The sequence below is a fragment of the Achromobacter sp. Marseille-Q4954 genome (genome assembly GCF_943737025.1).
Taxonomy (GTDB): Bacteria; Pseudomonadota; Gammaproteobacteria; order Burkholderiales; family Burkholderiaceae_B; genus Achromobacter; species Achromobacter bronchisepticus_A.
The window spans coordinates 3,080,796-3,103,888 of sequence record NZ_CALSFQ010000001.1 but is presented as its reverse complement, the minus strand read 5'-3'; the positions used below and the strand labels follow the sequence as shown (position 1 = coordinate 3,103,888).

At 66.7% G+C, this 23,093-nt stretch carries 18 protein-coding genes; 7 read left to right on the top strand and 11 right to left on the bottom strand.

The features are described from left to right. Positions 1–3: 3 nt before the first annotated feature. Both NGK62_RS14580 and NGK62_RS14575 read left to right on the top strand, forming a co-directional pair. On the top strand, positions 4–3,219 hold the full coding sequence (locus NGK62_RS14580; RefSeq protein ID WP_251878831.1) for an efflux RND transporter permease subunit: 3,216 nt from the start codon (positions 4–6) through the stop codon (positions 3,217–3,219). Between the two features lie 73 nt (positions 3,220–3,292). Beyond that, entirely contained in the window at positions 3,293–4,771 is a 1,479-nt protein-coding gene (locus NGK62_RS14575; RefSeq protein WP_251878829.1) for an efflux transporter outer membrane subunit, read from the top strand. 505 nt (positions 4,772–5,276) lie between these two features. On the opposite strand, the gene NGK62_RS14570 is transcribed toward NGK62_RS14575, so the two are convergent. The 10 genes from NGK62_RS14570 to NGK62_RS14525 all read right to left on the bottom strand — a co-directional run bounded on the left by NGK62_RS14570 (position 5,277) and on the right by NGK62_RS14525 (position 16,681). Continuing rightward, complete coding sequence (locus tag NGK62_RS14570; RefSeq protein WP_251878827.1) at positions 5,277–7,853, bottom strand: sensor domain-containing protein; 2,577 nt, start codon at positions 7,851–7,853, stop codon at positions 5,277–5,279. Positions 7,854–7,888: 35 nt separating this feature from the next. Further along, complete coding sequence (gene siaD, locus NGK62_RS14565) at positions 7,889–8,689, bottom strand: biofilm regulation diguanylate cyclase SiaD (protein WP_059373982.1); 801 nt, start codon at positions 8,687–8,689, stop codon at positions 7,889–7,891. Continuing rightward, positions 8,686–9,063 (bottom strand): biofilm regulation phosphoprotein SiaC, encoded by a 378-nt coding sequence (siaC, locus tag NGK62_RS14560; protein WP_059373983.1) that lies wholly within the window; start codon positions 9,061–9,063, stop codon positions 8,686–8,688. The genes siaD and siaC overlap by 4 nt, the downstream gene beginning before the upstream one ends. Before the next feature lie 36 nt (positions 9,064–9,099). Then, positions 9,100–9,639, bottom strand: a complete 540-nt coding sequence (siaB, locus tag NGK62_RS14555) for a biofilm regulation protein kinase SiaB (protein ID WP_059373984.1) — start codon at positions 9,637–9,639, stop codon at positions 9,100–9,102. Between the two features lie 23 nt (positions 9,640–9,662). Further along, positions 9,663–11,645 carry a biofilm regulation protein phosphatase SiaA gene (gene siaA, locus NGK62_RS14550; protein ID WP_205736582.1) on the bottom strand — a complete coding sequence of 661 codons (1,983 nt, stop codon included), beginning with the start codon at positions 11,643–11,645 and terminating at the stop codon, positions 9,663–9,665. Between the two features lie 308 nt (positions 11,646–11,953). Next, the gene (locus NGK62_RS14545; protein ID WP_059373986.1) at positions 11,954–12,658 is read right to left on the bottom strand and encodes an ABC transporter ATP-binding protein; all 705 of its coding nucleotides are present in this window, start codon (positions 12,656–12,658) and stop codon (positions 11,954–11,956) included. Further along, complete coding sequence (locus NGK62_RS14540) at positions 12,658–13,425, bottom strand: ABC transporter ATP-binding protein (protein WP_054459230.1); 768 nt, start codon at positions 13,423–13,425, stop codon at positions 12,658–12,660. The genes NGK62_RS14545 and NGK62_RS14540 overlap by 1 nt, the downstream gene beginning before the upstream one ends. Further along, a complete protein-coding gene (locus tag NGK62_RS14535) occupies positions 13,422–14,387 on the bottom strand; it encodes a branched-chain amino acid ABC transporter permease (RefSeq protein ID WP_251878825.1) in 966 nt (321 codons plus the stop codon). Before NGK62_RS14535 ends, NGK62_RS14540 begins: the two co-directional genes overlap by 4 nt. A gap of 2 nt (positions 14,388–14,389) precedes the next feature. Beyond that, positions 14,390–15,310 (bottom strand): branched-chain amino acid ABC transporter permease, encoded by a 921-nt coding sequence (locus tag NGK62_RS14530; protein ID WP_013391329.1) that lies wholly within the window; start codon positions 15,308–15,310, stop codon positions 14,390–14,392. Between the two features lie 207 nt (positions 15,311–15,517). Next, positions 15,518–16,681, bottom strand: a complete 1,164-nt coding sequence (locus NGK62_RS14525; protein WP_118931449.1) for an ABC transporter substrate-binding protein — start codon at positions 16,679–16,681, stop codon at positions 15,518–15,520. A gap of 359 nt (positions 16,682–17,040) precedes the next feature. Between NGK62_RS14525 and NGK62_RS14520 the strand changes: the two genes are divergently transcribed. The 5 genes from NGK62_RS14520 (at position 17,041) to NGK62_RS14500 (ending at position 21,780) form a co-directional block, all read left to right on the top strand. Beyond that, positions 17,041–17,535, top strand: a complete 495-nt coding sequence (locus NGK62_RS14520; RefSeq protein ID WP_059373990.1) for a MarR family winged helix-turn-helix transcriptional regulator — start codon at positions 17,041–17,043, stop codon at positions 17,533–17,535. A 50-nt stretch (positions 17,536–17,585) separates the two neighbouring features. Next, on the top strand, positions 17,586–18,608 hold the full coding sequence (locus tag NGK62_RS14515) for a hypothetical protein (protein WP_251878823.1): 1,023 nt from the start codon (positions 17,586–17,588) through the stop codon (positions 18,606–18,608). 99 nt (positions 18,609–18,707) lie between these two features. Continuing rightward, positions 18,708–19,934: a bifunctional glutamate N-acetyltransferase/amino-acid acetyltransferase ArgJ gene (gene argJ / locus NGK62_RS14510; protein WP_251878821.1), complete on the top strand. Its 1,227-nt coding sequence runs from the start codon at positions 18,708–18,710 to the stop codon at positions 19,932–19,934. A gap of 24 nt (positions 19,935–19,958) precedes the next feature. Next, positions 19,959–20,825, top strand: a complete 867-nt coding sequence (locus NGK62_RS14505; protein WP_059373992.1) for an ATP-binding protein — start codon at positions 19,959–19,961, stop codon at positions 20,823–20,825. Then, positions 20,818–21,780: a Nudix family hydrolase gene (locus tag NGK62_RS14500; RefSeq protein ID WP_251878819.1), complete on the top strand. Its 963-nt coding sequence runs from the start codon at positions 20,818–20,820 to the stop codon at positions 21,778–21,780. Before NGK62_RS14505 ends, NGK62_RS14500 begins: the two co-directional genes overlap by 8 nt. Before the next feature lie 96 nt (positions 21,781–21,876). Here the strand turns inward: NGK62_RS14500 and NGK62_RS14495 are convergent, their stop codons facing one another. After that, the gene (locus tag NGK62_RS14495; protein WP_251878817.1) at positions 21,877–23,070 is read right to left on the bottom strand and encodes a low temperature requirement protein A; all 1,194 of its coding nucleotides are present in this window, start codon (positions 23,068–23,070) and stop codon (positions 21,877–21,879) included. Positions 23,071–23,093: the final 23 nt, after the last annotated feature.

The following is a 23,093-nucleotide window of genomic DNA, read 5'->3' as shown; positions in this document are numbered from 1 at the left end:
TCCATGAATATCTCGAAATTCTTCATCGACCGGCCGATCTTCGCCGGCGTGCTATCGGTCCTGGTGCTGCTGGCGGGCCTGCTGGCCATGTTCCAGCTGCCCATCTCCGAGTATCCGGAAGTGGTGCCGCCGTCCGTGGTCGTGCGTGCGCAGTATCCGGGCGCCAACCCCAAGGTCATCGCCGAAACCGTGGCTTCGCCGCTGGAGGAATCCATCAACGGCGTCGAGGACATGCTGTACATGCAGTCGCAGGCCAACAGCGACGGCAACCTGACCCTGACGGTCAACTTCAAGCTCGGCGTGGACCCGGACAAGGCTCAGCAACTGGTGCAGAACCGGGTGTCGCAAGCGCTGCCGCGCCTGCCGCCGGACGTGCAGCGCCTGGGCGTGACCACGGCCAAGAGCTCGCCCACGCTGACGCTGGTGGTGCACCTGATTTCGCCCAATGACCGCTATGACATCACCTACCTGCGCAACTACGCGATCCTGAACGTCAAGGACCGCCTCGCCCGCATCACCGGCGTGGGCGAAGTGACGGTGTGGGGCTCGGGCAACTATTCCATGCGCGTCTGGCTGGACCCGCAGAAAGTCGCCCAGCGCGGCATGACCGCCAGCGAAGTGGTCGCTGCCATCCGCGAACAGAACGTGCAGGTCGCCGCCGGCGTCATCGGCGCCTCCCCCACGCTGGGCGACGTGCCGCTGCAGCTGAACGTGAATGCCCGCGGCCGCCTGCAGACCGAAGAGGAATTCCGCGACATCATCCTGAAGACCTCGCCCGACGGCGCCGTGACGCAGCTGTCGGACGTGGCCCGCGTAGAACTGGACGCGCAGGAATACGGCTTGCGTTCGCTGCTGGACAACAAGCAGGCGGTGGGCATGGGCATCATGCAGTCGCCGGGCGCCAACGCGCTGGACGTGTCCAGCCAGGTGCGCGCCGCCATGGCCGAGCTGTCGCAGGACTTCCCGCCGGGCGTGGAATACCGCATCGAATACGACCCCACTCAATTCGTGCGCGCCAGCATCAAGGCCGTGGTGACCACGCTGCTGGAAGCGATCGCCCTGGTGGTGCTGGTGGTGATCCTGTTCCTGCAGACCTGGCGCGCCTCCATCATCCCGCTGCTGGCGGTGCCCGTTTCCATCGTGGGTACCTTCGCCCTGCTGCTGATGTTCGGCTACTCCATCAACGCGCTGTCGCTGTTCGGCATGGTGCTGGCCATCGGCATCGTGGTGGACGACGCCATCGTGGTGGTGGAAAACGTGGAGCGCAACATCGCCGCGGGTTTGAGTCCGCGCGACGCGACCTACCGCGCCATGCGTGAAGTCAGCGGCCCCATCATCGCCATTGCGCTGACGCTGTGCGCGGTGTTCGTGCCGCTGGCCTTCATGACGGGCCTGACCGGCCAGTTCTACAAGCAGTTCGCCATGACCATCGCCATCTCGACGGTGATCTCGGCCTTCAACTCGCTGACCCTGTCGCCCGCGCTGTCGGCCATCCTGCTCAAGAGCCACCACGACAAGCCCGACTGGCTGACCCGTGGCATGAACCGCGTCTTCGGCCGCTTCTTCAACTGGTTCAACAACATGTTCGGCCGCGCGTCCGAGTCCTATGGCACGGGCGTGACCCGCGTGATCCGCCGCAAGGCCGGCGCCATGGGCGTGTACGCCGTGCTGGTGGCCGCCACCGTCGGCGTCTCCTACCTGGTGCCCGGCGGCTTCGTGCCCGCGCAGGACAAGCAGTACCTGATCGCCTTCACGCAGCTGCCCAACGGCGCCTCGCTGGACCGCACCGACTCGGTGATCCGCCGCATGAGCGACATCGCCCTGAAGGAACCCGGCGTGCAGAGCACCATCGCGTTCCCCGGCCTGTCCATCAACGGCTTCACCAACAGCTCCAGCGCCGGCATCGTGTTCGTCATGCTCAAGCCCTTCGAAGAGCGCAAGAACGCCGCGCTGTCGGGCGACGCCATCGCGGGCTCACTCAACCAGAAGTTTGCGGCCATCCAGGACTCGTTCATCGCCGTGTTCCCGCCCCCGCCCGTGATGGGCCTGGGCACGCTGGGCGGTTTCAAGTTCCAGATCGAAGACCGCAGCGCGGCAGGCTACGCCGAGCTGGACAAGGCCAAGCAAGCGTTCCTGGAAAAGGCCCGCCAGACGCCGGAACTGGGCCCCGCCTTCTCCAGCTACGAGATCAACGTGCCGCAGCTGGACGTGGACCTGGACCGCGTCAAGGCCAAGCAGCTGGGCGTGCCGGTGACGGAAGTCTTCGACACCATGCAGATCTACCTGGGCTCGATGTACGTCAACGACTTCAACCGTTTCGGCCGCGTCTTCCAGGTGCGGGCGCAAGCCGACGCGCAATTCCGCGCGCACGCCGACGACATCCTGCAACTGAAGACCCGCAACGTCGCCGGTGAAATGGTGCCGCTGTCCTCGCTCGTCACCGTCAACCAGACCTTCGGCCCGGAAATGGTGGTGCGCTACAACGGCTACACCGCCGCCGACATCAACGGCGGTCCGGCGCCCGGCTACTCGTCCGACCAGGCCCAGGCCGCGGCCGAACGCGTCGCCGCCGAAACCCTGCCGCGCGGCATGAAGATGGAATGGACCGACCTGACCTACCAGCAGATCCTGGCGGGCAACGCCGGCCTGTGGGTGTTCCCGATCAGCGTGCTGCTGGTGTTCCTGGTGCTGGCGGCGCTGTACGAAAGCCTGACCCTGCCGCTGGCCGTGATCCTCATCGTGCCTATGAGCATCCTGGCCGCGCTGACGGGCGTCTACCTGACCGGCAACGACAACAACATCTTCACGCAGATCGGCCTGATGGTGCTGGTGGGCCTGTCGGCGAAGAACGCGATCCTGATCGTGGAATTCGCCCGCGAACTGGAAATGAACGGCCGCAGTCCCCTGGACGCCGCCATCGAGGCCAGCCGCCTGCGTCTGCGCCCCATCCTGATGACGTCCATCGCGTTCATCATGGGCGTGGTGCCGCTGGTGCTGTCTTCGGGCGCGGGTTCTGAAATGCGCCAGGCCATGGGCATCGCCGTGTTCTTCGGCATGCTGGGCGTGACCCTGTTCGGCCTGTTCCTGACCCCCGTGTTCTACGTGCTGCTGCGCACGCTGGGCGGCAAGACCCTGCACTCCGCCGCACCGCACGAGGCTCCCGTGTGCGTACCGCACCTGGACCCGAACGCGCCGCCGGCCCCGCAACATCACGCCTGAGCCGGACCACCAGAGTAGCTAGACAGCGCCTTCCGCCCCGCAGGCGGGAGGCGCCCACAAGAGAATAGTCATCATGATCAAAAGACTGACCCGCGGTTCCGCCCTGCTTGCCGTCCTGCTCGTGCTGGCCGGCTGCGCGGTGGGCCCCACCTACGAACGCCCCTCGGCCGCGGTGCCCGCGGCCTTCAAGGAAGCCGCCCTGCCCGCTTCCGAGGCCGGCACCTGGAAAACCGCCGAGCCGTCCGAAGACGCGCTGCGCGGCGCCTGGTGGAAGGTATTCGACGACGAAGGCCTGAACCAGCTGCAGGAAGAAGCCCAGAAGGCCAACCAGAACCTGCAGGCCGCCGCCGCCCGCCTGACCCAGTCGCGCGCGCTGCAACGCGAAGCCCGCGCCGGCTTCTTCCCCAACCTGGACGCCGCCTTCGGCCCCAACCGCCAGCGCCCCTCGGCCGTGTCGCAGGGCTTGCCCGACGGCACCCCGACCAGCCCCGTGACCACCTGGCGCGCCCAAGGCGCCGTGTCCTACGAAGCGGACCTGTTCGGCCGCGTCGCCTCCACCTACGACGCCGCCAGCGCCGATGCCCAGCAAAGCGAAGCCCTGTACCGTTCCGTGCTGCTGGCCCTGCAGGCCGACGTCGCCACCACCTACTTCCTGGTGCGCGAACAGGACGCCGAATCGCAGCTCTACCGCCAGACGGTCAAGCTGCGCACCGACACCCTGCAACTGATCCAGCGCCGCTACGACGCCGGCGACATCAGCGAACTCGACCTGGCCCGCGCCAAGGCCGAACTGGCCAGCGCGCAATCCGAAGCCCTGGGCATCGACCGCCGCCGCGCCGCCTCCGAACACGCCCTGGCCGTACTGCTGGGCCGCGCCCCGTCGGACTTCGCCATGCCCGAGCAGCCCATCCAGAAGGTCGCGCTGTCGATCCCCGCCGGCCTGCCCTCGAGCCTGCTGGAACGTCGCCCCGACATCGCCGCAGCCGAACGCGCCATGGCCGCCGCCAACGCCCGCGTCGGCGCGGCCAAGTCCGCCTTCTTCCCGCGCCTGGACATCACCGGCGCCTTCGGCTACGAATCCTCGGACCTGGGCAACCTGTTCCAGTGGTCCAGCCGCACCTTCCTGCTGGGCCCCCTGGTCGGCGCCGCGCTGTCCATGCCGATCTTCGACGGCGGCCGCCGCCAGGCCGGCCTGGACCGCGCCCGCGCCGTCTACGAGGAAGACGTGGCCGTCTACCGCCAGACCATCCTGAACGCGTTCCGCGAAGTGGAAGACAACCTGGCCAACCTGCGCATCCTGGCCGACCAGACCAAGGCGCAAGACGCCGCCGTCGACGCCGCCGCCCGCGCCGCCAAGCTCTCGCACACGCAGTACCGCGAAGGCTCCATCAGCTACCTGGACGTCATCGAAGCCGACCGCAGCGTCCTGCTGCAGCAACGCGTCGCGGTGCAACTGAGTGGGGAACAAGCGCGTTCCGCAGTAGGCCTGATCCGCGCCATCGGCGGCGGCTGGGAGAACCCGGTGCCGCCGGAAACGGTGGCATCAAAGTAGAAGGCAAGCAAGCCACGGGCAACCAATAACGGCCCGTGGCACCAGGCTCGCAGCCCCCGCACGGCAGTCGCAACCGCAGCCGCAGCCGCAGCCACAACCGCAACCGCAACCGCAACCGCAACCGCAACCGCAACCGCAAGACCAAGCGTAAGCCCCAGATCGGCCGCCCGCGCGGCCGATCTGGGGCGGGCCCCGCAAGACCTTCCGCCAACCGCCACCGGCGCCAAGAACGCCAAGCAAACCACCCGCCCCAGCGCCCGTAAAATTTCAACCGACCGAGCCAGTCGCGTCGGGGGCCGGCGGGGCGCGGGGCGTCGATAAGCCCGACGGAATCCGAAGGAACCGCCGCAGGCGGTGACGAGGATGAGGATGGGGTAGTCCGGAGCGAACGCTCCGGACCGCAATCGTTGCCCCGCGCCCCGCCGGCCCCCGACGCGGCTGGCGTCTTAAGAACCAACGGAAGCCACAGAAGCAGCAGCAGCAGCAGCAGCAGCAGCCAAAAAACCTACGGCCGCCCCCGCAACCACTCCTCAAGATCAGCAGCCGGCAACGGCGGCGAAAACAAAAACCCCTGCCCCGCCGCACACCCCTGTTCGATCAAGAACCGCCGCTGCTCTTCATTCTCAACGCCTTCAGCCACCACAGGCAGGCTCAGGCTCTCGCCGATACGAATCACCGCGCTGGTCAACGCCCTAGCCGCGTCATCGCTCTCCAGCCCCTGCACGAAACTGCGATCCAGCTTCAGTTCATCCACGATCAGTCGCCGCAAATGCCCCAGGCTGGAATAGCCAGTCCCGAAATCGTCCATCGACAGCCGCACGCCCAGGCGATGCAGCTCCGCAATCGTCCGCAACGTACCCGCCGTCGCGTCCAGCACCACGCCTTCTGTGATCTCCAGCATCAGATCCGCCGCCGCCAGCCCAAACTCGGCCAGCGTCGCCTCGATCAACCGCGGCAGATTCAGATTGTGGAAATTCGTCGCCGACAGGTTCACCGACACCGACGGCACCCGCAGGCCCTTCGCCCGCCAGACCGCCAGCTGCGAACAAGCCTCGTGCACCGCCCAGTCGCCCAGGTCGCCGATCAACCCGCATTCCTCGGCCAGCGGCACAAAGCGCGCTGGCGAGATATCGCCCAGCGTCGGATGACGCCAGCGCGCCAGCGCCTCGACGCCGTATAGCTGGCCGTTCTTCAGCCCCACCTGCGGCTGATAATGCAACCGCAAGGCCTTCGCCTCCAGCGCGTCGCGCAAGGCCGCCTCCAGCGCCAGGCGCTCCTGCGCCTGCCGGTTCATCTCGGCGCTGAAGAAAGAGATGCGGTTGCGCCCCGCCGTCTTGGCCTGGTACATCGCCATGTCGGCATGGCGCAGCAGCGTATCCATGTCGCGCCCGTTCTCCGGGAACACGCTGATGCCGATGCTGACCGAAGGATTCAGCGTGATGCCGCCCACCGAGAATGGCTGAGCCAGGGCGACCAGCACATGCTCCGCCGCGGTCGTCAGGCGACCGTGTTCGAAGTCCGGCATCAGCATCACGAACTCATCGCCTGACAGGCGGCCCACGATGTCGGTCGCGCGCGCCAGGCGGCGCAAGCGTTGCGCCACGTCGCGCAGCAACGCGTCGCCTATGGGATGGCCCAGCGTGTCGTTGACCTGCTTGAAGCGATCCAGGTCCAGGAACAGGACGGCGACACGCTTGCGCTCGGGTTCGGCGCGCGCGATGGCCTGCTCGGCCTGCGCCAGCAGCAGGTTGCGATTCGGCAGACCGGTCAGTTCGTCGTAGAACGCCAACTGGCGGATCCGGGCGCGAGCCTCCTCGCGCTCCAGCGCCAGCGCGCACAGGTACACGCACACGTCCACCAGCCGGTGGTGGAAATCATCGGGCAGACGCCGCTCGCGGAAATAAAAACCGAAGGTGCCTATGACCCGACCGTCGCTGGACTTGATCGGCGACGACCAGCAGGCCTTCACGTCGTCCGGCAGCGGCAGGTGGCGATAATCGTCCCACAGCGGATCGGTGGAGATGTCCGGCACGATCACCGGCCGGCCCAGGAAGGCGGAGGTGCCGCAAGCGCCCGCCTGCGGCCCGATGGCCACGCCGTCCAAGGCGTCGGTATAGGCTTGCGGCAGGCTGGGCGCGGCCAGCGGCCGCAGCAGCCCGGCGTCATCCACCCGCAGGACGCTGGCCGCGACTTCGGGCGCCAGGCGTTCGACCTCGCGGCACACCATGTTCATGACCTCGACCACCGAGGCCTCGTTGACCATGGCTTGCAGCACGCGGCGCTGCAGGACTTCGTGCACCTTGGTGGGCGTGATATCCGTCAGCACGTCCACGATATTGACCAGCGCGCCGCGTTCGTCGAACACGGAGTTGGCCATCACCGACACCCACAGCGGGCGGCCGGCGCGGTCGTAGACCAGCACGTCCTTGTGGTAGCCCTCGCGGCAGGCGATGCGGCGGCCCAGCTCTTCGCGCGTGCCGCCGTCCGGCCGGCCGCCGGCCAGCAGTTCGCCCAGCTCCTGGTTCACGGCGTCGCCGCGGGCAAAGCCCAGCATGCGCTGGAAGCCGTCGTTCACGTAGAGGATGCGGCCGTCCTTGCCCGACACCGCGACGGCGTTGCCGGTTTCGTTGATGCCCAGCAACAGGAGGCGGATCTCTTCCTGGCGATCGGCGTCCGCGATGGACTTGCGGGAGATGACGGATATGCGGACGACCTCGCCGGCTTCACCGGCGATGGGCATGTAGGTGGCTTCGATCCAGACAAAGCCGCCATCCTTCTTGCGGTAGCGGCAGGTGCCGGTGAAGTGCTTGCCGCCCAGCAGCCTGGCCCAGACCTGCTCGCCGCCGACGATGCCCTTGCCTTCGTCCATGCTGTCGCACAGCATGTCATGGCGCAGCGCCAGGGCCTCTTCGCGGGCGTAGCCCACCAAGGCGAGAAAATTCGCGTTGGCGTTCAACAAGGAGCCGGCCGGGTTGAAATCGAACAGCAACAGCGCCCTATCCATGGACGCCAGGTATGTGCCCGGATGCCATGCGGCGCCTTGCGGGCGCTCGTCGGTAACGCCTGGATAAGAATCAAGCATATGGGGCTCCATGCCGGATAACAGCTGATCCGGTTTCATCTGCGCTTCGGAAACCCGAGTTCGACGCGGTCGCGTCCGTCCTGCTTGGCCAGGTACAGGGCCTGGTCCGCGCGGCTAAGCGTTTCAGAGAAGGTTTCTCCCAACTGGTGGTATGCCATGCCTATGCTGACCGTCAATCTCAACACGCCATCCCCCACCGTGATCGCCAGGGCGCGCACCGCGCCTACCAGCCGGTCCATGACGCGCTGGGCGTCCTCGGGCTGGGTGCTGGGCAGCAGCACCAGGAATTCCTCGCCGCCCCAGCGGCCGCACAGATCGTATTCACGCAAGTTGTTGCCCAGCGCACCGGCCAGTTCCACCAGCGCGCGGTCGCCTGTTTCATGGCCATAGCGGTCGTTGACCGACTTGAAGTGATCCACGTCCAACATCGCCACGACGAAAGTCGAACCGCCACGGGACACGCGCAGGACCTCCTGCTTGATCATTTCCATCAAGGCGCGCCGATTCAAAAGGCCGGTCAGGGGATCGCGATTGGAGGTTTCCTGCAATGCGGAGTTCAGGTCCCGCATCATGTTCTGGTAATGGTCCGAGATGCGCGCGATGCGGGTCAGGCGGCGCAATTGCCGGTCGAAACGGTCGCACAGGCCCAGCTCGCGCTCGTGCGCCATGCTCTGGTAGGCGTCCGACAGTTGGGTCACGCGCTCGATGCGCGCCATCTGCTCGGCCGTATGCCGCCAGAGCGCGTCCAGCGCTTCATGCAACGGATGGCCCTGATAGGCCGGGTCCGCCAGCAATTCGGCGATGCGCTTGTCCAGCTGGGCGGCGTCGGATTTCATTGGCGGCCGACAACCGAAAAGGGAAACGTGCAGTCTTCCTTGAATTCCTCGGCCAGTTCGCCGACGCGCTCATTGCGCATGTCGTAGAACCAGGTGACGCTGACCTCGCGGCCCTTGTTGTGGGCAGCCTCCAGCAGATCGAAGATGTCCATGACGGACTTGATGCTGCTGGTGTTCAGGTAAAGCAGTTCCAGTTCCAGCTTCAGGGGTACGGCGCTGCTCAGCAGATAGGCTTCGACCCATTCGATGACGGGACCGAACAGCTCGAAGGAATTCTCGGGATAGGAGTCGCCGCGCATCGCCAGCACGCCCGCTGCGGTGTCGGCGGTGATGGCGGGCGTGGACTGGGTCCCGGGAATGTTCAAATCGTTCATTAGTTGCTCCAAATATATTCTTGGCCGGGCACGCCTTCAGATCACGACGCTCAGGCTGAAGAAAGCCTGTCCGGGCGCCGTGGCGGGCGTCAGGCTGGCTTCCAGCGGCGCCCCGGCGCGGCGGGCGATATCGATCAACCCCAGACCGGCGCCCGAGGCGACGCCCTGGGCGCGCGGCTTGTGCAGCTGCGCCTTGTACTCGGCCTTCAGCGCCGCCTTGTCCAGCGCGGCCAATTCCTGGATACGGGCGACCAGCGCCTCGCCGTCCTCCGCCTTGACCAGATTGCCTGCGGACACCACGTAGCGGCTTTCATCGCGGCGACCGATCACCACGGTGGCCGAGGCGTCCAGGTCGTCATGCAGCGCGGCGTACTGGCGGATGTTCTGGATCATCTCGATGTAGACGGAGAAAACGTCCATGGCCTCGGCCGGCCGCGCGTGCTCCGCGTTCAGATAGTTCTTGAGCGCATTGCCGATTTCCTCGATCAGGCTGCGGGAAGTCGGTCCGTTGAAGCACAACAAAGTGCGATTCTGGTTGAACCGTTCGCCCAATGCGTAAAGATCGGAGGCATTCATGGGGGTAACCGCCCTGATAACGTTTATTCGAAACGGAACGACAGCAAGGTGATGTCATCACGCTGCGGCCGACCGCCTTGGTACTCTGCCAGCGCCTGGGTAAAGGCGGCCGCCTGTTCGGTTAACGGCCGGCGCGCGTGCGTCTTGAGCATTTCCGCAAACCGCGTATTGCCGAAGCCAAAGCCGTGCTCGCCTCCCGCCTGGTCCAGGAACCCGTCCGTGACCAGGTAGTAGGTCCAGCCGGGTTCCATCCGCAGTTCGATGTTTTCGTAGATCTCGGTGCGCTTGTCTCCCAGCGCCCGCTTGCCGCCGGGCACCTCGCGCAGTTCCTCGCCGTTGCTCGTGTACAGGCTGATCTTGGCGCCCGCATAGCGCAGCCGACCGGCCTGGCGGTCAATATAAACCAGGGCCGCATCGGTATTCGTGGCCAGCGCACGGGGCAATTGCGCGTCCGCAAGCATGGCGCGGATGGCGCTGTCGGTGCGGGTCAGGATGGCCGCCGGGTCGGCCGGGCCGGCCTCGGCGATTGCCAGGTCGATGGCCGCGCGGGCCAGCATGGTCATCAGCGCGCCGGGCACGCCGTGGCCGGCGCAGTCCATGATGCCCAGCAGGCAGTTGGCGCCGTCGGAGCGGAATACGTAGAAGTCGCCGCCCACCACGTCGCGCGGTTTCCACAGCACGAAATGGTGCGCGCCCAGGGACTGGGTCAGCTGGCGGTCCGGCAGGATGGCGCGCTGGATCAGGCTGGCGTAATCGATGGAATCGTCGATCTTCTTGTGCGCGGCGGCCATGGCGCGATTGGCGTCCTCGAGTTCGGAGGTGCGCTCGCGCACCTTGGTTTCGAGTTCGGCGGTGTGCTGGCGCACCTTGTCCGCCATCACGCCGAAGGCGCGGCTGAGATCGCCGATTTCGTCCTGGCCGCCCGGAGGCAGGCGCACGTCGTAGCTGCCGTCGGCGATGGCCCGCGCCGACTGCTGCAGGCGGCGCAAGGGGCGCAGCATCAGGCGTTCGATGGCGTAGCCGAAGCACAGCAGCATGGCCGCGAACAGCACCACCAGACCGATCGCCGCGGGCCAGAGCCAATCCGTGTCCAGCACCCGGGCCGCACCCAGGTCCACCACCGTCAGCACGTGCCAGTGCAGTTCCGGCATGTAGGCCACCGAAACCAGCTGGCGGATGCCGTCCATCTTGACCCAGGCGGATTGCACCGACTGCGGGTCGGTCCGCGCCGCCTTCATGGCCGCGGCCAGCTCGGCGCGGCCTTCGCCGCCGTCCAGCAGGTTGAATACCGTGCCGCGGGCAACACCGCCCGCGCCAGAGTTGTAGGCGATGAGCGAGGCATCCATGTGCGCCTGGATCGCGCCTTCCTCGTCGACGATGATGGGCGTGACCCCGGGCTGGCCGCTGTTGACGAAATCACGCAGGAACCCGCCTACGTCCAGACCGGAACCGGTCAGGCCGATGACCCGGTCGCCGTCGCGCACCTGGACGTTGATCCAGACCTTGGTGGTCTTGAGCTTCAGGTCCGGGTTGACGTTGATGTTGTATTTGGCGGGCGACGCCAGCGTCAGGTAGAACCAGGCGTCGTCGGCAGCGCCTTTGCTCAGCGTGTAGCGCGGTGTCTCGGACAGGGGCTGGTCGTCGTTGAAGTAATAATTGCCCGAGGCGGCGCTGGCGATGAAGTAGGCGCGTCCCAGCAGATCGCGGCGGTAGCCGTCGGCTTCGCGGAAGAACAGCTCGCGCGCGGCCGGATCGCTTTCGTGCCGCAGCCAGCGGCGCGTGACCTCGCTATCCGCCAGCCGCAGCGACAGGGCCAGTTCGCGGGACACCGGCGCCAGGATGCGCTGGCGGTTCAATTGCGTGAAGTTGTCGGAGAAAGCCCGTCCGAAGTGCTCCCTGACCCCGTCCAGCACCTGCCAGCCGATCAGGGCCGCCGGCGCCAGGGCGACCAGGCACGCCAGCAACAGCGCCATCAACGATTTTCTGCGCAAACCCCATTTCGCCATGCAAAGTCTTCCTTACTGCCTGATAAGACGTAACGTGCGTGAAGGGGACGCATGGGTAGGCTTTCGTTGTGTAACGATGTTTCGCCGCGCGCTTGCCCCGCTAGTCCAGCCATGAGCCTGTTGCTGGCGTACCCGCGAGGCACGTCCGGCGCGACAAGTGTAGAGAACAGTGGTTCCAATTGAAACAGGAGCAAACGCTTGTAAGACGCTCGGGCGTCCTAAGTTGCACTGTTGCAATGTAAATGTCGATTTATTGCTTTTTATGTCACGACTGCCGGCATTTGCCTGTTTACATTGCAGCTTTCTTGCTACACGCCCAGATAGCGTTCCCAAAGGCCGCGATCGGCGTCCAGCGCCTGCGAGTCTCCGGTCCACACCACCTTGCCGCGTTCCAGGATCACATGGCGGTCGGCCAGGCTCAGCAGCCGTTCGACGTATTTGTCGATGACCAGGATGGTCTGGCCGGCCTGGCGCAGGCGCGCCAGGCAATTCCAGATTTCCTCGCGGATCTTGGGCGCCAGGCCTTCGGTGGCCTCATCCAGGATCAGCAACCGCGGATTGGTGACCAGCGCCCGGCCAATGGCCAGCATCTGCTGTTCGCCGCCCGAGAGCTGGTTGCCCATGTTGCGGGCGCGTTCGTGCAGACGGGGGAAGAGTTCGAAGACGCGCTCCGGCGTCCAGGGTTCGCCGATGTCCGGATTGCGCGCAGCGACGAAGGCCGTCAGGTGCTCGCGCACCGTCAGGTTCGGGAAGCACTGCCGCCCTTCCGGCACGATGGCCATGCCGACCCGCGCGATGCGGTCCGGACTCCAGCCGCTGATGTCCTGGCCCGCGAACTGGATCTTGCCGCCGCGCAGGGGCAACTGGCCGAACAAGGTGCGCAGCAGCGTGGTCTTGCCCATGCCATTGCGGCCCAGCAAGGTCACGACCTGGCCCGCGCCGATCTGCAGGTCCACGCCAAACAGCACCTGGCTGGCGCCATAGCCGCTCTTGGCGGATTCGATGGTCAGCATCACGCGGTCTCCTCGTCGCCCAGGTAGGCTTGCCGCACTTCCGGGTTGGCGCGGATTTCGTCAGGGGTGCCGGTCGCGATGACGCGGCCGTAGACCAGCACCGACAGGCGGTCGGCCAGGCGGAACACCGCCTGCATGTCGTGTTCGACCAGCAGCATGGCGGCGCGGCCGCGCATGGATTCGATCAGTTCGGTCAGGCGCACGGTTTCATCCGGCCCCATGCCCGCCATGGGTTCGTCCAGCAGCAGCACGGCCGGCCGTGCGGCCAGGGCCAGCGCGAATTCGACCTTGCGCTGTTCGCCGTGCGGCAAGGTGCCGGCCGGGCGTTCCAGCAGGCTGGCGTCGATGGCGCATTCCCGCGCCAGCTCGCGCGCCTGCTCGTACAGGGCCGATTCGGCGGCGCGCGGCTTCCAGAAGCGGAAGCTGCTGCCGGCGTGCGCCTGCACCGCCAGCACCAGGTTGTCGAGCACCGAGGATTGTTTGAAGATGTTGGTGATCTGGTACGACCGCGATAGCCCGGCCGCGACGCGCTGGTGGGCGTTCATGCTGGTGACGTCGCGTCCGCCCACCGTCAGCTTGCCCGAGTCCGCCGTCAACGTGCCGGACAGCAGATGGATCAGCGTGGACTTGCCCGCGCCATTGGGGCCGATCAAGGCGTGGATCTCGCCCGGGTTCAGGGACAGCGACACATTGTCGGTGGCGACCAGCGCGCCAAAGCGGCGCACCAGTCCCGTGGCCTGCAGGGCTGGCGTTACAGCTGCGTTCATGATCCCGCCTTGCCGGATTGGGTGGCAGCGGCGCTGCCGCTGAACAGGGGGCCGAACAGCCCGACCAGGCCGCGCGGCGCGCCGAACACCACGCACAACAGCAGCACGCCCAGGGGCAGATGCCAATATTCGGTCCACAGGCGCAGCACTTCCTCCAGGGTCAGCATGACCACGGCGCCGGCCACGCCGCCATAGCGCAGGCCGATGCCGCCCACCAGCACCATGATCAGCAGGTTGGCCGACTGGGTCCAGTGCATCAGGCTGGGCGAGATGAAGAGGTTGTGGTTGGCCAGCAGCGCGCCGGCCAGGCCCGCCACCGCGCCGCTCAGCGTGAAGGCCATCAGCTTGATGCGATAGACCGGATAGCCCATGGATTCCATGCGCGATTCGTTCTCGCGTATGCCTTGCAGGGCGGTGCCGAAGCGCGAGGTCACCACGCGGCCGAACACCCACATGATCAGCGCGAACAGCGCCAGCACCAGGTAATAGAAGCTGACGTCATTGGCCAGGTCCAGGCCCGGCAGGCTGGAATAGCCCGGCAGGTTCAGCCCGTCCTCGCCGCCGTACTGGCGCAGCGAGATGAAGATGTAGAACAGCATCTGCGCGAAGGCCAGCGTGATCATGATGAAGTACACGCCGCGGGTGCGCAGCGAAATCGCCCCCGTGATGCAGGCCAGCACCGCCGCCAACAGCATGGCCACCGGCCAGACGATCAGGGCGGACGTCACGCCCGACATGGCCAGGATGCCGACCGCGTAGGCGCCCGCGCCGAAGAAGGCGGCATGCCCCAGCGCCACCATGCCGCCGTAACCCAGGATCAGATTCAGGCTGGTCGCGGCCAGCGCATAGATCAGCACGCGCCGTACGAAGGAAATATAGAAGTCCAGGCCCAGCGCCGGCGCGACCAGCGGGAACACCGCCAGCGCGGCCAGCAGGACCACGGTCCAGATCATGGATTTCATGCTCAACCCCGCGCCGGAAACAAGCCGGAGGGCCGGAACACCAGCACTGCCGCCATCAATACGTAAATGGCGATGGCGGCCAGCGTCGGCCCGACGCTGGAAGCCACGGCCGGAGAAAAGACCTGGCGCAGCAGCATGGGCAGGAAGGCCCGCCCCGCCGTGTCCACCATGCCCACCAGCAGCGCGCCGACAAAGGCGCCGCGAATCGATCCGATGCCGCCGATCACGATGCACACCAGCACCAGGATCAGGATTTCCTCGCCCATGCCCACCTGCACCGAAGTGATGGGGCCGAGCAAGGCGCCGGCCACGGCGGCCAGCATCGCGCCCAACACGAACACGCCCAGGAACAGCAGCGGCACGCGCACGCCCATCAGGGTGGCCATCTGGCGGTTGGACGCCCCCGCCCGCACCAGCACGCCCGCGCGGGTGCGCGTCACGAACCAGTACAGGCCCGCGGCGGCGGCCACGCCGAACACGATGATCATCAGGCGGTAGGCGGGATAGAGCAGGTCGGGCAGCAGCCGGACCGGGCCGGACAGCGCGGCCGGCATGTTCAGCATGACCGGGGCAGGCCCCCAGATCATCTTGACCAGGTCATTGGCGATGAGGATGACGGCGTAGGTGCCCAACACCTGGGCCAGGTGGTCGCGCAGCGCCAGGCGGCGGATCAGCGTAAGTTCCAGCACCACGCCGACGATGCCGGTGGCGACGGCCGCCACCAGGACGGCGGCGGTGAATGAACCTGTGCGCTGCATGGTTTCGGCGGCGACATAGGCGCCGGCCATATAGAGCGAGCCGTGAGCCAGATTCATGATGTCCATGATGCCGAACACCAGGGTCAGCCCGGCCGCGATCAGAAACAACATCAACCCAAACTGCAGACCGTTCAGCAATTGCTCGACGATCAGCGTAAACGTCATGAACACTTCCCCCTGCCGCGAATTGCCAATGGCCTGGTTCGCGGCCTAATCATTAAAGCCATCTGATTGCGCATCGCGTCCGCGCACCAAGCACGACGCATGCTGCGGTGCCACCCGATCCAGATGCCGCGGATCCGGCTCCGCCGGTCCGCAGGCATGCCCCCTTGAGGGGGAAGCGCGCAGCGCTTCGGGGGTGGGTCTTTCCCTCTACAACTTGCACTCGCCGACGTAGACGTCCTGGTACTTGTCGAACACCTTGCCCACCAGCTTGTTGGTGATGCGGCCGCTGCCGTCCTTGTCGACGACGCGCAGATAGTAGGACTGGATGGGATAGTGGTTCTTGCCGTAGGTGAAGCTGCCGCGCACCGAGGGGTAGTCGGCCTTTTCCAGCGCGCGCACGATGGCTTCGCGGTCGGAGGCCTTGCCGCCGGCCTGCTTGACGGCGGCGTCCATGGCCATGATCACGTCGTAGGCCTGGGCGGCGTACACCGAGGGGTAGCGGCCGTTGTATTCCTTGCGGAAGGCGTCGACGAAGGCCTTGTTCTGCGGCACGTCCAGGTCATGCGCCCACTGCGCCGTGTTGTACATGCCCAGCATGGGTTCGCCCACGGCCTGGATCACGTCCTCGTCGGCCGAGAAGCCCGGGCCGATCAGCTTGACGCTTTGCGACAGGCCGGTCGAGACAAACTGCTTGACGAAGTTGATGCCCATGCCGCCCGGCAGGAAGATATAGACGGCGTCCGGTTTGGCGGCGCGGATCTGCGCCAATTCGGCGGCGTAGTCGATCTGGCCGAGCTTGGTGTAGACCTCGTCGCCCGGGGCGGTCTTGTAGCCGCGCTTGAAGCCGTTGAGCGCATCCTTGCCGGCCGGATAGTCCGGGGCCATGATGAACATCTTCTTGAAGCCGCGATCCGCCGCGACCTTGCCGGCCGCTTCGTGGAAGGCGTCGTTCTGGTAGGACGTGCCGAACCAGTACGCATTGCATTGCGCGCCGGCGAACTGGCTGGGGCCGGGGTTGTTCGACAGGTACGGCACCTTGGCCGCGAACAGCGCGGGGCCCACGGCCAGCGCCACGTTCGAGCCGATGGGGCCGGTGAAGAAATCGACCTTGTCGCGCTGGATGTAGCGCGTCACCAGTTGGCGGGCCTGGTCGGGGTTGCCGCCCATGTCGGTCTGCACGAATTCGGCGGGCTGTCCGCCCAGCTTGCTGCCCAGTTGCTTGATGGCCAGGTTGAAACCGTCGCGGGCTTCGGCGCCCAAGGCGGAGAACGGGCCGGAGATGTCGTTGGCGATGCCGACCTTGATGGTGTCGGCGCCGGCCAGTGCCGGCACCAGGGCGGCGGCGGCCAGAAGGGAAGTGATCAAACGCATGGTGGTGTGCTCCGTGCGCGAGCCCGCGCAGAGGGTGTTCTTTTTTGAAATCGCGATTCGAAAAACTTCGTGCAGCACAGCCAAGGCTGGCGTGCTTCATAGTTTAGGTTTAAAGTATTCGGCAAAACAAGTCTAGGGTTTTTACCAAAGGGTTTTTACTAATAAGCTACCGCCATGGTTACCCTCCACCCAAACTATGAACACGCCGTGCCGGCTACCCGGCGCGACGTTCGCGCGACAGTACCCGACATCCCGCCGATACTCAAGAAGCGCGCCGCCGGCCACGCCGCGGCCCGCCTGACGATCCTCGATCGACAGCATCTGGCGCCCGCCCCTCATTCCCGGTAATTTCCATAGCCATGACCGATACTCCCGACCTGGAATCCCGCGCCGCGCCCGACGATCACCATGCGCTGCGCCTGTGGCTGCGCATGCTGACCTGCGCCAATCTCGTCGAGAGCGAGATCCGCAGCCGCCTGCGCAATGAATTCGACACGACCTTGCCGCGCTTTGACCTGATGGCGCAATTGCAGCGCGCGCCCAAGGGCATGAAGATGGGCGAGCTGTCGCGCCACATGATGGTCACCAACGGCAATATCACCGGCATCACCGACCAGCTCGAAAAAGAAGGCCTGGTGGTGCGCACCAAGGTCGAATCCGACCGCCGCAGCTCGCTCATCAAACTCACGCCGCTGGGCAAGAAGAGCTTCGCCCGCATGGCCCGCGCCCATGAATCCTGGGTCAAGTCCATGTTCGGCGACCTGCCCGAAAGCACCCGCAACGCGCTGTTCCAGGCCCTGGGCGAACTCAAGCTGCAAGTGGTGGCAACCCGCTCCGAATCCGCCAAGAACTGAACGCCCGCAGGCGCCCATGTCCGCCTGCGGATTGGCGCATAATTGCCGCCATGATTCCGGTTTCTCTCCCTGGCGGTAATTTCTACGTGCTGATGGCAGCTTCGCTGGCCTGCCTGGCTACGCTGTTGACCTGGCTGGCCGTGCTGGCCACCACCCCCAGCGCCCGGGAATGGCTTGGCGGCCACCGGCGCGGCGTCGCCGTCCTGATGGCCTTGCTTGCCATCGTCGGCACCATCTTTCCCTATCAGCAGTTCAGCCTGTGGTTCTCGGCCCGGCAAAGCGCCCAGGCCGACGCCGACCGCAAGACCGTGCTGGCCCAGTCCACCCAGCTGGCGGGCGTGGAGATGCCGGCCGGAACCGTGCTCAGCCTGGCCAAGCCGGGCGATCTGGCATCGTTCGATCTCGCCGTCTTCCCCGAAACCCACCCCGCCTCCATCCAGGGGGTCGCGGCCACGCGCATGTTCCGCTACCCGGCCAGCAGCAAGCAGGCCGAGACCCTGTCGGTGGAGATCGCCCGCGACCAGGCGCAGGACGGCTGGCTGTGCGCGCATGGGCACCGCCTTGAATTCGTGCTGCACGACGGCCGTCCTCGCTTTGCCAGCTGCCATCTGGCCATCGGCAATACCCTGAACCAGCAACCCGTGCCGCCCGGCGCCTGGCTCAAGGTCGTCAATGGCGGCAGCGCCGCCGGTGCGCCGCGCTGGCTGCTGCGCACCGAAGGCAGCGAGGCGCTGGAGGTGGACCGCATGCCCATGCTCAAGGTGGACATGCAGCTGGACAGCCAGCGCCGCATGCTGGATTTCGAAGGCCTGCTGGCCCGCGAAACCGTACTGGGCGACATGACCTACCAGCCCGGCACCCGGGTGCTGGCCGCCAACGCCCGCCTGCCGGGCGCCCAGCCCGGCGATATGCTGTTCTCGCCCTCGCGCGGGCGTTCGGCGCGCCGCGCGGGCGGCGAGGACGTGCCAGCGGGCAAGTCGGTGCTGCAGGCCCCGGACGGCGCCGTGCGCAGCGTGCTGGGCAACCGCGAGGCCGGCGTGCTGGACGTCGCGGCCATGCGGATCGGCCCCTGACCGGACGCTGTCCCATTCCGGTGGGATAATACGAAGCTTTCCCCCGCGCGCCGCCTCGCCTGGCGGCGATTCCGTCCTGCTCATACATGAGACGAAGTCATGGCCGTTAATCTGCAGATCCCCTCCGAGTCCGAAATTTTTCCTGTTGCCGGCGTTGAAATCGGCGTTACCGAGGCCGGCATCCGCAAAGCCAACCGACGCGACCTGACCGTGTTCCGTTTCGCACAGGGCACCAGCGTGGCCGGCGTGTTCACGCGCAACCGCTTCTGCGCCGCGCCGGTGCAGGTTTGCCAGGCCCACCTGGCCGCCGGCGGCCCGATCAGCGCGCTGGTCATCAACACGGGCAACGCCAATGCCGGCACCGGCGAAGAAGGCCTGCAGAAGGCCAAGGACACCTGCGCCGCGCTGGGCAAGCTGCTGGGCGTGCCCGCGGCCGAAGTCCTGCCCTTCTCCACCGGCGTCATCCTGGAGCCGCTGCCGCTGAACCGCCTGGTGGCCGGCCTGCCCGCCGCCATCGCCGACCTGGGCGCCGACCACTGGTTCAGCGCCGCCCACGGCATCATGACGACCGACACCCTGCCGAAGATTTCTTCGGCCAAGGTGCAGATCGACGGCAAGACCGTCACCTTCACCGGCATCAGCAAGGGCGCCGGCATGATCCGGCCCAACATGGCCACCATGCTGAGCTTCCTGGCCACTGACGCCGGCATCGCCCAGCCGCTGCTGTCCAAGCTGGCCGGCGAAATCGCCGACGCCTCGTTCAACCGCATCACGGTCGACGGCGACACCTCCACCAACGACTCCTTCATCATCGCCGCCACCGGCAAGTCGGGCGTCGAAGTGAATGCCGAATCCGATCCGGCCTACGCCGCCGTGCGCGCAGCCCTGACGGCCGCCGCGCTGGAACTGGCCACCAAGATCGTGCGCGACGCCGAAGGCGCCACCAAGTTCATGACCATCCGCGTCGAAGAGGCCGGCACCACCGAGGAAGCGCTGAAGGTGGCGTACGCCGTGGCCCACTCGCCGCTGGTCAAGACCGCTTTCTTCGCCTCGGACCCCAACCTGGGCCGCATCCTGGCCGCGGTGGGCTACGCCGGCATCGACGACCTGGACGTGTCCAACATCCGCCTGTGGCTGGACGACGTGCTGGTGGCCAAGGACGGCGGCCGCAACCCCGCCTACCAGGAAGCCGACGGCCAGCGCGTGATGAAGCAGGCCGAGATCCAGGTGCGCATCGCGCTGGGCCGCGGCCAGGTCAGCGACACCGTCTACACCTGCGACTTCTCGCACGAATACGTGTCGATCAACGCCGACTACCGCTCCTGATCCGAAACTTCCGGGACTTCAGACGTGACCGCAACCGAGTTCTCCACCCTTATCCAGCGCGCCGAGCGCGTGCTGGCGCAGCTGGAAGCCTGGCTTCCGCCCGCAACGCCCGAAATCGACTGGACCGCCCATGCCTACCGCTGGCGCAAGCGCGGCGCGCGCGGCTGGCTGGACGCCGTACGCCATGTCGCGCGCATCGACATGGCGGACTTGCAGCACATCGAGCGCCAGAAGGGCATCATCGACCGCAACACGCTGCAGTTCCTGGAAAAGAAACCGGCCAACAACGTGCTCATGACCGGCGCCCGCGGCACCGGCAAGAGCTCGCTGGTCAAGGCCATGCTGGCCGCCTATGGCGAGCGCGGACTGCGCCTGATCGAAGTCGACAAGTCCGACCTCGGCGACCTGGCCGACATCGTCGAACTGGTCGCCTCCCGTCCCGAACGCTTTATTGTGTTCTGCGACGACCTGTCGTTCGAGGAAGGCGAGGCCGGCTACAAGGCGCTGAAGTCGGTGCTGGACGGCTCGGTCTCGGCCTCGGGCGACAACGTGCTGATCTATGCAACGTCCAACCGGCGCCACCTGATGCCGGAATACATGAGCGAGAACCTGGCGGCCAAGCATCAGCCCGACGGCGAGATCCACCCGGGCGAAACCGTCGAGGAAAAGATCTCGCTGTCCGAGCGCTTCGGCCTGTGGCTGTCGTTCTATCCCTTCAAGCAGGACGACTACCTGGACATCGTCTACCACTGGCTGCGCGAACTGGGTTGCCCGGAAGCGCAGATCGAACCCTCGCGCACCGAGGCGCTGCAATGGACCATCGAGCGCGGCTCGCGTTCGGGCCGCGTGGCGTACCAGTTCGCGCGCGACTGGGCGGCCCGTCATGTCTGAAAAGATCGTCGACGTCGCCGCCGGCCTGATCCTGCGTCCGGACGGCATGCTGCTGCTGGGACAGCGCCCCGAAGGCAAACCCTGGGCGGGCTGGTGGGAGCTGCCCGGCGGCAAGCTCGAACCCGGCGAAACCGTGCTGGAAGCCCTGGCGCGCGAACTGCAGGAAGAAATCGGCATCCGCGTCACGCAGTCGCGCCCCTGGGTCACCTACGTGCACGCCTACCCCCACACCACGGTGCGCCTGGCGTTCTGCCACGTCACCGGCTGGGAAGGCGAACCGCGCAGCCTGGAAAACCAGCGCCTGGAATGGGTCAACCCCGCGCAGGCCGCGTCGGTGGGCGATCTGTTGCCCGCCACCCTGCCCCCGCTGCGCTGGCTGCAGTTGCCCACGTCCTACGGTATCAGCTCCGTGGGTTCGCGGGCCGGCGTGGCCGCCTTCCTGGGCCGGCTGGAAGCGGCGCTGGCGCGCGGCGTCAAGCTGGTGCAGTTGCGCGAACCGCAATGGCCGGACGGCGCGGCCTCCCCGTCGTTGCATGAAGTGCTGCAACAGGTGCAGAAGCGCTGCCGCGCCGCGGGCGCCCGGGTGCTGGTCAACAGCGTCCATCCCGCCGCCTGGTGGCGCGAGGCCGACGGCGTGCACCTGCGCGCGGCCGATGCGGCCAAGCTCACGGCGCGTCCCGAACTCCCCGCGGGCGCGCTGGTCGGCGTATCCGCGCACGACAACGCCCAGGTCGTCCATGCGCGCGAACTTGGCGCCGATTTCGCGGTGCTGGGCCCCGTGCTGGACACGCCCAGCCATCCCGGCGCGCCGACGCTCGGGTGGGAAGGCTTCGTGGCAGGCAACCGCGACGCCGGCATCCCGGTGTTCGCGCTGGGAGGCCAGTCCACCCAGACCGTATCGCAAGCGCTGCGCCATGGCGCGCACGGCATTGCAGGGATACGCGGCCTGATCTGAGCCGCGGCGGCTTTGCTGAAAGCCGCCACCTGCCGGCGGCGCGGGAGCATCCAGCGGCTCCCGCTGGGGCAGCCTCCGGCCCTCACAGGATTGACGCTACTCCGCGACTCCTTGCGGAACGCCAGCGTGCGCCCTGCGCCGCGACACGCTTTCCCACGCCGCCACCAGAATCATGATCAACGTGGTCAAACCGCCCACCATGAGGTTGTCGGTCACGAAAGCCACGGGCGCCAGCACCGCCAGCAGCACCAGCCCCACGACGTGCGACAGCGGAAAACGGCCGTAGACCACTGTCTTGTAGATGCCGTTGCCTGCCAGGTATAGCGCCGGCCCGCCGACCAGCGCGGCAGCCGCCGGCATGGCGATACGCCCGTCCGGATGCAATATGACCAGCTCGTTGGCCACGGCGGACACGATCACGCCGGCGATCAGGATGACGTGCACATAATGGAACCAGGCGCCGATGCGGCCCGGATCGTCGCTATGCACGATGGCTTCGCTGCCATCGCGGCTGCTGGTGTCGAAGTACACCCACCACATGGCGGCCGTGCCCAGGAAGGCCGCCAGCAACGCGATCAGCGCGGGTGCGTCCCAGCGCTCCAGGCCAGCCAGCGTGGCGCCGGTGATGAGCAGGGTTTCGCCCAGCGCCACGATGACGAACAGTTGGCAGCGCTCGGCCAGGTGGCCGCCCTCGATCGTCCATTCGCTGGTCGCGGAACGCCCCAGGCCGGGAAAGCGGAAGCCGATCATGGGCGACAGATACTCGCAGGCCACCGCCAGCGCCCACAGCGCCAGCCGCGCACCGTCCTGCGAGAGTCCGCCGGCGATCCACAGGACCGCCGACACGCACAGCCAGGCCAACATGCGGCGGAAGTTGGGCGCCAGCGGATGCGCAGGCCCCAGGTGCAGCACGATGAACAGCGTGCGCCCCACCTGGATCAGCGCGTAGCTGACGGCGAACACCAGCCCGGTGGCGCCGAACGCGCCCGGCAGGGCGGCGCCAAAGACCAGGCCCGCCAGCATCACGGCGAACAACATGACGCGCATGGGCACGGCGTCGGGATCGAACCAGTTGGTGACCCAGCAGGTGTATTGCCAGCCCAGCCAGACGGCGAACCACAGCACCAGGGAGTGGAGCGCGCCCATCAAGGTCAGATCATGCAGCAGGCTGTGGGATATCTGGGTGACCGCGAATACGTACACCAGGTCGAAGAACAGCTCGACGTAGGTGACGCGGGCTTCGTGTCCGTCGCGGCGGCGCAGCAGGTTGGCGCTTGCAAGAAAGGTCATGGCGTGGGCCTCGCCTGGGGATG